12 protein-coding genes are annotated in these 10,535 nt (G+C 74.1%); 10 read left to right on the top strand and 2 right to left on the bottom strand.

Annotated features, from left to right (window positions below; translation table 11 throughout):
- Positions 1-1,488: MFS transporter (locus tag ABZ923_RS10810; RefSeq protein ID WP_361469539.1), on the bottom strand; the 1,488-nt coding region annotated here is incomplete at its 3' end.
- Between the two features lie 56 nt (positions 1,489-1,544).
- On the opposite strand from ABZ923_RS10810, the gene ABZ923_RS10805 reads away from it, so the two are divergent.
- The 7 genes from ABZ923_RS10805 to ABZ923_RS10775 all read left to right on the top strand — a co-directional run bounded on the left by ABZ923_RS10805 (position 1,545) and on the right by ABZ923_RS10775 (position 7,714).
- The gene (locus ABZ923_RS10805) at positions 1,545-2,789 is read left to right on the top strand and encodes a cytochrome P450 (protein ID WP_361469538.1); all 1,245 of its coding nucleotides are present in this window, start codon (positions 1,545-1,547) and stop codon (positions 2,787-2,789) included.
- A gap of 43 nt (positions 2,790-2,832) precedes the next feature.
- On the top strand, positions 2,833-3,189 hold the full coding sequence (locus ABZ923_RS10800) for a PRC-barrel domain-containing protein (RefSeq protein WP_361469535.1): 357 nt from the start codon (positions 2,833-2,835) through the stop codon (positions 3,187-3,189).
- A gap of 25 nt (positions 3,190-3,214) precedes the next feature.
- The gene (locus ABZ923_RS10795) at positions 3,215-3,388 is read left to right on the top strand and encodes a hypothetical protein (protein WP_361469532.1); all 174 of its coding nucleotides are present in this window, start codon (positions 3,215-3,217) and stop codon (positions 3,386-3,388) included.
- Positions 3,389-3,403: 15 nt separating this feature from the next.
- A complete protein-coding gene (locus tag ABZ923_RS10790; RefSeq protein WP_361469530.1) occupies positions 3,404-4,138 on the top strand; it encodes an alpha/beta hydrolase in 735 nt (244 codons plus the stop codon).
- A gap of 81 nt (positions 4,139-4,219) precedes the next feature.
- Complete coding sequence (locus ABZ923_RS10785; protein WP_361469527.1) at positions 4,220-5,392, top strand: polysaccharide pyruvyl transferase family protein; 1,173 nt, start codon at positions 4,220-4,222, stop codon at positions 5,390-5,392.
- 46 nt (positions 5,393-5,438) lie between these two features.
- Entirely contained in the window at positions 5,439-6,836 is a 1,398-nt protein-coding gene (locus tag ABZ923_RS10780) for an FAD-dependent oxidoreductase (RefSeq protein ID WP_361469555.1), read from the top strand.
- Positions 6,837-6,946: 110 nt separating this feature from the next.
- Entirely contained in the window at positions 6,947-7,714 is a 768-nt protein-coding gene (locus ABZ923_RS10775) for a beta-glucanase (protein WP_361469524.1), read from the top strand.
- 39 nt (positions 7,715-7,753) lie between these two features.
- Here ABZ923_RS10775 and ABZ923_RS10770 read toward each other — a convergent pair whose 3' ends face one another.
- Positions 7,754-7,999 carry a hypothetical protein gene (locus ABZ923_RS10770; RefSeq protein ID WP_361469521.1) on the bottom strand — a complete coding sequence of 82 codons (246 nt, stop codon included), beginning with the start codon at positions 7,997-7,999 and terminating at the stop codon, positions 7,754-7,756.
- Positions 8,000-8,215: 216 nt separating this feature from the next.
- Here ABZ923_RS10770 and ABZ923_RS10765 point away from each other — a divergent pair, with 216 nt between their 5' ends.
- From ABZ923_RS10765 to ABZ923_RS10755, 3 genes are all read left to right on the top strand, one after another.
- On the top strand, positions 8,216-9,733 hold the full coding sequence (locus ABZ923_RS10765) for an MFS transporter (protein ID WP_361469519.1): 1,518 nt from the start codon (positions 8,216-8,218) through the stop codon (positions 9,731-9,733).
- 118 nt (positions 9,734-9,851) lie between these two features.
- Positions 9,852-10,067, top strand: a complete 216-nt coding sequence (locus ABZ923_RS10760; protein ID WP_361469516.1) for a hypothetical protein — start codon at positions 9,852-9,854, stop codon at positions 10,065-10,067.
- A gap of 39 nt (positions 10,068-10,106) precedes the next feature.
- Complete coding sequence (locus tag ABZ923_RS10755; RefSeq protein WP_361469513.1) at positions 10,107-10,532, top strand: pyridoxamine 5'-phosphate oxidase family protein; 426 nt, start codon at positions 10,107-10,109, stop codon at positions 10,530-10,532.
- The last annotated feature ends 3 nt before the right edge of the window (positions 10,533-10,535 follow it).

Genomic DNA, 10,535 nt, shown 5'->3' with positions numbered 1-10,535 from the left:
CCCGGCGCCCGCCCCCCGGGGGGGGGGGCGCCCCGCGGCGGGGCGGGGGGGGGGGGGGGCCCCCGGGGGGGGGGGGGGGGGGGGGGGGCGCCCCCCCCCCCCCCCCCCCGCGGCCGCGACGACGCCGTCCCGGGCGGCGGACGGCAGACCGTGCAGCCCCGCGCGGGCGAGCGCGTCGCCGATCCTGTCCCGGTAGACGGTGGCCAGGACGGAGCCCTGGACGGCGACGCCGAGCGTGGCGCCCACCTGGCGGCTGGCGTCGTTGACGGCGGATCCGACGCCGGCGTACGGCTCGCCCACGCTCTCCATCACCGCGGCGGTCCCGGCGGCGGCCGTCAGGCCCGCCCCCAGGCCCGCGACGACCTGCACCAGGGCCAGGTGCGGGTAGCCGGACTCCGCCGTCGTACGGGACAGCAGCACGAAGGAGCCGGCGATCACCAGGAGGCCGCTCACCATGACGGACCGGTGGGTCAGCCGCGCGGTGAGCAGCGTGGCCAGCCCCGCGCCGGCGATGAGGGCGCCCGGCAACGGCAGCGTGCGCACCCCGGCCTCCCAGGGCGGACAGCCCAGCACCCCTTGCAGATAAAGGGAGATGACGAAGAGGGCGCCGAGCATCGCGAACGACATCATGGCCAGGGCCGCCGCCGGGACGGTGACCTCGCGGCGCATCACCTGCCGGGGCAGCATGGCCGCCGGCGCCCGCCGCAGCCACACCCCGAAGGCGGTCAGCAGCCCGGCGCCCACGGCGGACACGGCGAGGACCGGCGTACTGGTCCACCCCCGGGCGGGGCCTTCGATGATCGCCCAGACCAGCGCCGGCAGCCCGGTCGCGGACAGCACGGTCCCCGGGAGATCCACGGGCTCGCTGCGGGCGGGCGGCAGTGCGGGGACCACGAGGAGCGTGAGCGCGATGACGACCGCGGTGCAGGGGACGTTCAGCCAGAACACCGCCCGCCACGAGTGATGGCCGACCAGCCAGCCGCCGATCACCGGCCCCAGGGCACCGCCCGCCCCGCCCACGGCCGCCCACAGCGCGATGGCCCGACGCCGCGGTTCCCGTTCGGGGAAGAGGGTGGTGAGCAGCGAGAGCGTCGCGGGCATGATCAGTGACGCGCCCGCGCCCATGGCGCCCCGGGCGAGGATCAGCTGCCAGGACACGGTGGCCAGCGCACCGGCCACCGAGGCGAACCCGCAGGTGACCAGGCCGGCGAGGAACGCCCGTCTGCGGCCGATCCGGTCCGTGACGCCGCCTGCCGTGAGCACCAGACCACCCAGCACCAGCGCGTAGGCGTCGACGATCCACTGGGTCTGCCCCGCGGACGAACCGAGCGCGGTCTGCAGGGCGGGGATCGCGACGTTGAGAACGGTGAGATCCATGCCCAGCAGAAAAAGCCCCGCGCAGACTGCTCCGGCGCTCACCCAGCGTCTCCGCGTTCTTCCCGCAGCCGCGTGAAAAGCGGCGGTATCCGTTCCGCGTTCAGCCGTCATGTGCACTCTTTACCAGAATGCCCGCGCGCTGCCACGGCACTGGAGCCTGACTCCGAATGGAAGCATCAGAAACGTTCGTCGACTGTCTGACCAGGCAGTTCCCCTTCGATATCGGCACCGACGAGTTCGTGCGGAATCCGTACCGCTTTTATGAGGAGGTACGCCGTTCGAGTGGTCCGGTGCACCGCACGGACTCGGGTGACGTGGTCGTGCTCGGTTACTTCGAGGCCAGGGCCGTCCTGGGCGATCCCCGCTTCGGCCACGGCGCCCAGACGGCTCAGGACCGGACCGGTTACGGCGTGCCGGCCCGCACCTTCCTGCTGACCGATCCGCCCGGCCACACCCGGCAGCGTGAACGCGTACGGCGCGCCTTCACCGCGCGCGAGATCCTGGCCCTGCGCCGCAGGGTCGGCGACATCGCGGCGCGTCTGGTCGAGGACGCGGCGCGGTCCGGTACGGCGGACGTCGTCGCGGACGTCGCGCGGCCCCTGTCCGCGAGGGTGGTCGCGGATCTCATCGGCGTGCCGGAGGACCTGCGTGACCGCTTCGCGCAGGCGGCGGCGCTGCTGGTGCGCGGCATGGATCCGCCCGGTCTCATCGACCCCGGCACGCGGGAGCGGATCGCGCGGGCGCGGGTCGGGCTGGCCCGGGACATCGGCGTCGCCCTGCGCCGGCCGGCCGGCACGGGGATCCTGCACGCCCTCGCCCAGGGCGCCGACGGCCGGCCGGCCCGGGCCGAGACCGTGGCGACCTGCGCACAGCTCGTCGCGGCCGGATACGAGACGACCGTGGGTCTGATCGCCAACGGCACGCACGCGCTGCTCCGGCATCCCGACCAGCTGGCGCGGCTCGCGGCCGCCGGCCACGCGGAACGGGCGTGCGCCGCGGCCGTGGAGGAACTGCTGCGCTTCGATCCGCCGATCCAGCTGGCGCCCCGCTGTGCCCTGGTCGACGCCGACATCGCGGGCACGCCCGTACCGCGCGGCGCGCTCGTCTTCGTGCTGCTCGGCGCGGCCAACCGTGATCCGCGTGTCTTCGCCGAGCCGCACCGGCTCCGGCTCGACCGGGAGCCTCGGCATCTGGCCTTCGGGCTGGGCAGCCACTACTGCCTCGGCGCCGCACTGGCCCGGCTGGAGGCCACCGCGGCGCTCACGCACCTGCTCCCGCGCCGGCCCCGGCCGACGGGCCACCCGGTGTCGTACAGCCCGGCCCGGGTCGCCCGCAGCGTCCAGAGCCTGCACGTCCGGCTGGACCCGGAGGGGCACGGGACCGGCGCGGGTGCTCCCGGCTGGCGGGGGTGACATCACCGGCCTGATCATGGGTACCCCCGCAGAGGAGGTTGTGATGTTCGAGGCATCCGATATCCGCGAATGGCGAGGACACGACGTCGTCGACGCGGACGGGCACAAGATCGGCACGCTGGAGGCCATCTATGTGGACACCAGCACCGACCAGCCCTTTTTCGCCACTGTCACCGTGGGCCTGCCCACCCGCCGCCGGCTGGTGTTCGTACCCCTCCCCGGCGCGACCGTCGGTCCGGGGTATCTGAAGGTCGCCCACGACAAGGACCGGGTCAAGAAGGCACCGTCGATCGACATCGACGGGGAGCTGCCCGCCACCGAGGAGCCGTCGGTCTTCGCCCACTACGAGCTGACCTACACCCCGGGCGCCGGCGGCGAGCGGCGCCTGGGCCGCCGTTGACCCACCGAAGCCGACGGGAGATCCGATGACCGTCTTCCTGTTCCTGATCCTCGTGGCCGTCGCCCTGGGCATCATCGGCGTCGCCGTCCACGGCCTGTTCTACCTGCTGGTCATCGGCGTCGTCGTGCTCGTCCTCGACCTCGTCTACGCCGGCGTGCGCTTCCGCCGAGGGGGCAGGAAGCACCGCATCGTCCGCTGAGGGGGCCCGGCACCCGTGGCGCGCTTCGTGCTGGTGGCGGGGGCCTGGCTCGGGTCGTGGGCCTGGGACGCGGTCGTACCGGAGCTGCGCGCCGCCGGCCATGCGGTGCGCGCGTTGACGCTGTCCGGGCTGGCCGAGAGGCAGGGCGTGCCGGCGGGGCAGTCGACCCATGTCCGGGACGTCCTCGGCGAGGCGGCACGTCCGGACGCGCGGGACGTCGCCGACGTCGTCCTCGTCGGGCACAGCTACGGCGGCGTGCCCGCCGCGCAGGCCGCCGCGAGGATCGGCGACCGGCTGGCGCGCCTGGTGCTGGTGGACGCGCCGGTCCCGGCCGACGGCGAGTCGTGCGTGGCCCGGTGGGCGGACGGCGGAGCGATCCGGGCGGCGCTGCGTGCGCACGGCGGCTGCTGGCCGCCGCCCGACCGGGCCTGCTACGCCGGCCAGGGCCTGACCGACACGCAGATCACCCGGATCATGGACCGTTCGACGCCGCATCCGGGTGACACGCTGACCGAGCCGGTGGCCCTGGCCCGCCCGCTCCGGCAGATCCCGGCGACGTACGTCAGATGCCTGCGCAACCCCTCCGGTCCCGACGCCGAGGTGGCCGAGCTGCTGACCGGCGGGCGGTGGCGGCTGGTCGAGCTGGACACCGGCCACTGGCCCATGTTCACCCGACCGCGCGAACTGGCGGAGATCCTCGTGCGGGAGGCGGCGGGGCGGGAGACTCCCGCCGAACGGGCCGGCCCCTGAACGACGCGGTCGCGCGGTTCTCACCGGGAGGCTGCAAGCTGGTACAGACATGCCCGAAGCGTCGTACGGCAGGGAGCGGTCATGGATGGCGCGGACAACGTGACCGTAGGCGTACTGGGGTCCTACGGAGGCCGGAACGTGGGCGACGAGGCCATCCTCACCGCCCTGCTGGACCGCGTCCGCGCCGGCCGGCCGGACATCCGCTTCGTGATCTTCTCCCGCCATCCCGAGCACACCCGCAGCATCCATCCGGAGGTGGAGGTCGTCGGCTGGGAGGGGGTCTGCCGGGAGGGCATCTCCGCCCATCTGCGGCGGCTGGACGTCCTGGTGCTCGGGGGCGGCGGCATCCTCTACGACACCGAGGCGCGTCGCTATCTGCGGACGGCCCGTACCGCCCAGGACCTCGGCGTACCCGTGTTCACCTATGCCGTGGGGGCCGGTCCGCTCACCGACGAGGCGGACTGTGCGTGGGTCCGTACGGTGCTCTCGGACGCGGTCGAGGTGACGGTCCGGGACGAGGAGTCGAAACTCGTGCTCGAAGAGGCCGGACTGAACCGGCCCATCACCGTCACCGCCGATCCGGCGCTGCTGCTGGTGCCCGGTGCCGGCGGCGGGGCGCTGCTGCGGGCGGAGGCCGTACCGCGCCGGGTGCGTCTGGTCGGCATGAGCGTGCGCGAGCCCGGGCGCGCGGCGGAGCACCTGGACGAGGAGGGGTACCACCAGCTTCTCGCCAGCGTGGGCGACTTCCTCGTGCACCGGCTGGACGCCCATGTCGTGTTCGTCTCCATGGAACGCGGCGACATCCGGCACGCGCACGCCGTGGCGTCACGCATGGCGGAGGCGGACCGCTGCACGGTGCTGCGCGGGGACCACGGGCCGCAGCAGGTCCTCGACATCGTCGGCCAGCTGGACCTGGCCGTCGGGATGAGGCTGCACTTCCTGATCTTCGCCGCGCTCGCCGGGATCCCCCTGCTGCCGCTGCCGTACGCGGGCAAGGTCTTCGACTTCGCCCAGCAGGTCGGCGCGCCGGCCCTGCGCGGTGTGGTCAGGGAGACGACGGGGCTGCTGCTGGCGGAGGTGGACCGCCTGTGGGACGAGCGGCGCGCCCGCGCGGCCGATACGGCCGTGCGGACGGCGGCGCTGCGGCTGCGGGCGGCGGAGACCGCCGAGCGGCTCCTCGCCTACCTGGACGGCGCGGCCGCGCAGCGGGTCCTGCGGGGCGTCGCGCCCGTGCCCGCCTCCACCGTGGGCTGACGCCGACGGCCACCGGTTCCCGGAGGGAGTGAACGTGTCGTACCTGATGCCGCCCCGCGTTCCCCGGACGGTGGAACTTCCGCCGCGGCAGGCGCTGCACGCGGGCTCCACGCAGGTGTTGGTGATCGGTGGCGGGCCCGCCGGCATCGGCGCGGCCCTCGGTGCCGCCAACGCGGGCGCCGAGGTCGTTCTCGTCGAGCGGTACGGCTTCCTCGGCGGCAACGCGACCGCGGCGCTGGTGATGCCGCTGATGAGTTTCCACAACGAGGTCAAGCAGGCCGTGGCCGGCGACACCACGCGCCTGCTGCCACCCGATCACGGCGAGGGCGAGCCGGTCGTCGGCGGGGTGCTGTGGGTGCTGCTCGACCAGCTGGTACGGGTGGGAGCGGCGATCCGGCCCTCGCTGGAGACCGGCTACACCGTGCCCTTCGACCCGGAGCTGTTCAAGCTGGTGGTGTACGAGCTGCTGGAGACCCACGAGGTCCGTACGCTCCTGCACGCCTTCGCCTCCGACGTCCTCAGCCTGCCCGACCGGGCGCGTGCGGTGTTCGAGACGAAGTCCGGGCCGCTCGTCATGGACGCGGACGTGATCGTGGACTGCACGGGGGACGGCGACATCGCGGCGGCGGCCGGGGCGTCGTACGAGATCGGCCGGCCGGAGGACGGCTGGACGCAGCCCATGTCGCTGATGTTCCGCATGGTCCGCTTCGACCAGGAGGAGTTCAGCGCCTACACCCGCGCCCACCCGGACCAGTGGAGAGGCGTGCACGGGCTGTGGGACCTGGTCCGGGCCGCCGCGGACGCCGGGGAACTGGACCTGCCGCGCGAGGACGTGCTGTTCTTCGCCACCCCGCACACCGGTGAGGTGGCGGTCAACTCCACCCGGATCACCGAGGTGCTCGGCACCAGCGTCTGGGACCTCACCCGTGCGGAGTTCACGGCACACCGGCAGATGGCGCAGATCGCCCGTTTCCTGCGCGACCGCGTGCCGGGGTTCGCCGACTCCTACGTCGTGCAGAGCGGGGTCCAGGTCGGCGTGCGGGAGACCCGCCGGATCCTGGGCGAGTACCAGCTGACCGGCGACGACGTGCTCAAGGCCCGCACGTTCGAGGACGCCGTCGCCCGCGGCGCCTACCCGGTCGACATCCACAACCCGAGCGGTCGCGGCACCACGCTGAAGCGGCTGCCCCGCGGGGAGTCGTACGACATCCCCCTGCGCTGCCTCCTCCCCCGGGACGTGGACCGGGTCCTCGTCGCGGGCCGCTGCATCTCCGGGGACCACGTGGCGCACTCCTCCTACCGCGTGATGCCGATCTCCATGGCCACCGGGCAGGCGGCGGGCGTCTGCGCGGCCCTCGCGGCGACCGGGGGCCGGCAGCCGCGGGACGTCCCGGTGAGCGAGGTCCAGCGGGAGCTCCGGGCGCAGGGCGCCAGCTTGCGCTGACCGGGCGTGTGCGGTTCCTGGATCGTGCGGTGGAAGCGCCGAACGGATGTGCCCCCGGGCGGGCCGCCGCCCGGGGGCATGGCCGGTCGCCAGCCGGTGAGACATCGCATATGGACGAATCGACATCCCGCGGCCCGCTGCCGGGCCCTCGCGTCCCGCCCCCGCCCGACATCGTGTTCACGGCGGACTTCGCCTCCGAGACCCAGTGGGTCGCGGGGCGCTCGTGGGCCTATCCGGGAGGCGGCCCGGTCAACCCGGGCGACAACAAACTGGACTACCTCGTGCCCGACGCCGACTACAGCCGCTCGGGCGTGTTCCGGGCGACGCGTCGGCCGGACGGGTGGTGGGACACGGGGCTGCTCACCACCGAGGGCAGCCAGGAGGAGTTCACCGTGCGGACGGGGGACGTGCTGGAGGCGCGCGTACGACTCCCGGAGGAGGTCGGTGCCTGGCCGGCCATCTGGACCTGGCGGGACGGCGACCAGGAGGTCGACGTCTTCGAGTACCACCCGGACAACCCGGATCTGCTGGAGTTCACCAACCATGTGCGCGGCGGCAGCCGCTACCTCAGAGACGACGCCGTCCAGCCCGGCGCCTGGGTGGACCTGCGCACCGATTTCGGGGCGCGGTCGGTGGTCTGGTGGCTGAACGGTGCACGGGTCTTCGCGGACGGGCGGGGCGTGGGCCGCGCCTGGCACGCGTATCTGATCGTCAATCTCTCGGTCAGCGCCGGCCGCTACCACCCGTCGCCCGACGACGGGACGACCGAGATGTCGTTCGAGGTGGCGAGCCTGGTGGTGCGGCGTCCGTCCGCGGACGGCCCGCGGCGCGGCGAGACGACGGCCGGGGAGGGAGAGCGGCAGCCGGCCGATTCCTGAACCGTCCGCGGTGCGCCGTGCCGTGGGTCCGGCCGGCGGCTACCCGCCGGAACCCGTGTCCTCGCCCTCTGGCCGCCCCTCCCCCTCCTGCTCCTCCACGCCCACGCCGCGCAGCGGCTCGCCGGCCACCGTGCCCTCCTCGGGCTGGTAGCCCTCCTTCGCGCTCGCCGTGCCCGGAACCGTCCGCTCGCGGGCCTGGCTCTCGCCGCCCGAGTGTGCTCCGGGCTCCTCGTCGCCACGGGCCCGTGCGTACCGGTCGCCAGGCTCGTCGGTGTGTTCCGTCATGGCCGTCCTCCGCTCCACTCGTCGCCCGCCCGGGTTCCCGGGGGCCCGGTGCGGAAACGACGGGGGCAGCGGGGTTGTGCGCTTCCTGGCGCACCCGGACGTGAGCGACGGTCAGCGGCCGGAGAACATGGGCGGCAGGGGGCAGCACCATGTGTGCCCGTGCGGGGCGGGGGAACTTGGTTCGACCGGGTGGCGGCCCTGGCGAGAGGAGTCCGGGTGACAGCGTCTGCATCCGCGGCCGACGGCCGGGACCCGGGTGCCCGGGAGGCCGGGTACGAGCCGGATCCGCAGCGGTGGCGTGCCCTGTGGGTCACCCTGGTGGCCGGCTTCATGAGCCTGCTGGACGTGACGATCGTCGCGGTCGCCCTGCCCACCATCCAGCGCGACCTGCACGCCTCCCCCGCGCAGGTGCAGTGGGTGGTCTCCGGATACGCCCTGGCCTTCGCGCTCGCCCTGGTCACCGCGGGCCGCCTCGGTGACGCCCTGGACCGGCGCCGGATCTTCCTGCTGGCCCTGAGCGGCTTCGTGCTGTGCAGCGCGGCCTGCGGGGCCGCCCCGGACATCACCCTGCTGGTGGTGGCCCGGCTCGCCCAGGGCCTGGCGGCGGGCTTCATGGCGCCGCAGAACTCGGCGCTGATCCAGCAGATGTTCCGCGGTGCCGAGCGCGGTCGCGCCTTCGGCTTCTTCGGCGCCACCGTCGGTATCTCCTCCGCCGCCGGCCCGATCACCGGCGGCGCCATCCTCGCCCTCGCCTCCGGTGCCCAGGGCTGGCGGTGGATCTTCTACGTCAACGTCCCCATCGGCATCCTGGCCGTTCTGCTCGGCCGTCGGCTGCTGCCCCGCACCCGGCGCTCCGAGCGGGGTCACGTGGATGTGGCCGGCGTGCTGCTGCTCGGGCTGGGCGTCCTGGCGCTCATGTATCCGCTGGTCCAGGCGGACTCCGGCGGCCTGCACCAGCTGTGGTGGCTGTTCCCGGCCGGGGCGGCGGTGCTGACCGTCTTCACCTGGTGGCAGCACCGCCTCGTCGCCCGGGGCGCCCAGCCGCTGCTCGACCCGCGCCTGTTCAGCACCGTGCGCGGCTACGCCGTCGGCGCCGGCATCGGCACGCTGTACTTCGTCGGTTTCAGCGGCGTCTGGCTGGTCTTCGCCCTCTTCTACCAGCGCGGTCTGGACTTCTCCCCGCTCCGGTCCGGCCTGGCCGTGACTCCCTTCGCGCTGGGCTCGGCGAGCGCGGCCGTGGTCTCGGGCCGGCTGGTGGAACGGTTCGGGCGCCTGCTCACCGTGTGCGGTCTCGCGGGCGTGATCGCCGGCCTGGGCGGCACCGCGCTGCTGCTCCGTTTCGCGCCGCTGCACATGGCGCCCTGGCTCGCCGCTCCGGTCCTCTTCCTCGGCGGCATCGGCGGCGGTTTCGTGGTCTCCCCCAACATCACGATGACCCTGCGGGACGTGCCCGTGCGCATGGCGGGCGCGGCGGGCGGAGCCCTGCAGACCGGGCAGCGGCTGGGCGCCGCGCTGGGGACCGCCGCCCTGCCCGGCCTCTTCTACCTGGTGCTCGGCAGGAGCCACGACTATCGCGGCGCGCTCGTCACCGCGCTGGGCGCCGCCCTCGTCGGCATGGCGGCGTCCCTGGCGCTCGCGGCGGCCGACTGGCAGCGCGACCGGCGCGCGAACCGGCCCCGCCGCGGGTGCCCGGAGGAGGTCGCCAACGACCCGGTGCACGCCCGGCAGACCTGACGGGGGCGTCGCCCCAGGTCCATCAGGGTGGTCCGGGGCCGTGTCGGGCGGCCGGTGCGGGCGCGGTTGGCCATGCTGGGCCGGGAGCGGCACCGCGAGCGGCGACAAGGAGCACTGCATGCCGAAGGATCCCGTCGAACGATTCCTGGCGGCGCTGGACCCCGACCGCCGGGAGGCCGTCGGCGCGAAGCCGCGCGAGGAACAGGAACAGCTCGCCGCGGCCTGGGAGCGGGAACTGGAAGCGGACGACGAACTCGACACCCTCGACGAGTTGTCCCCGCCGGCGGCGGAGGCCGAGGCGGCCCGGCGGGTCCTGGACCGCGGAACCGGATGACCCGGCGTCCGGGCGGCGATCGGCGTTAGGCTCGGCCCCGTGACTCTCTCCTTACAAGAACGCGAACAGTTCCTGGCGGAGCCTCACATCGGCGCCCTGTCGGTCGTCGAACGGCCGGACCGCGCCCCGCTGACGGTTCCCATCTGGTACCAGTACACGCCGGGCGGCGAGGTGTGGGTGCGGACCGGGCCCGATTCGCGCAAGGCCCGGGCGATGCTTTCCGCGGGACGCTTCAGTCTGATGGTGCAGCGCACGCAGCCCTCGGTGCGCTATGTGTGGGTGGAGGGGCCGGTCACCAGGACGGCCCCGGACAGCCCCGAGCGGTCCTGGGAGATGGCCGCGCGCTACCTCCCGGAAGACAAGGTCGCCGCGTTCGTGGAGTACGACCGGGAGCACCTCGGCGAGCACTTCCTCGTCCACATGCGGCCGGAGCACTGGGTCGCCGCGGACCTGGGGGCGTTCTGAGGG

Origin of the sequence: Streptomyces sp. NPDC046881, assembly GCF_040645015.1 — a bacterium.
GTDB lineage: Bacteria > Actinomycetota > Actinomycetes > Streptomycetales > Streptomycetaceae > Streptomyces.
The sequence above is the reverse complement of the archived record's forward strand: the minus strand, read 5'-3'. Positions and strand labels throughout refer to the sequence as shown.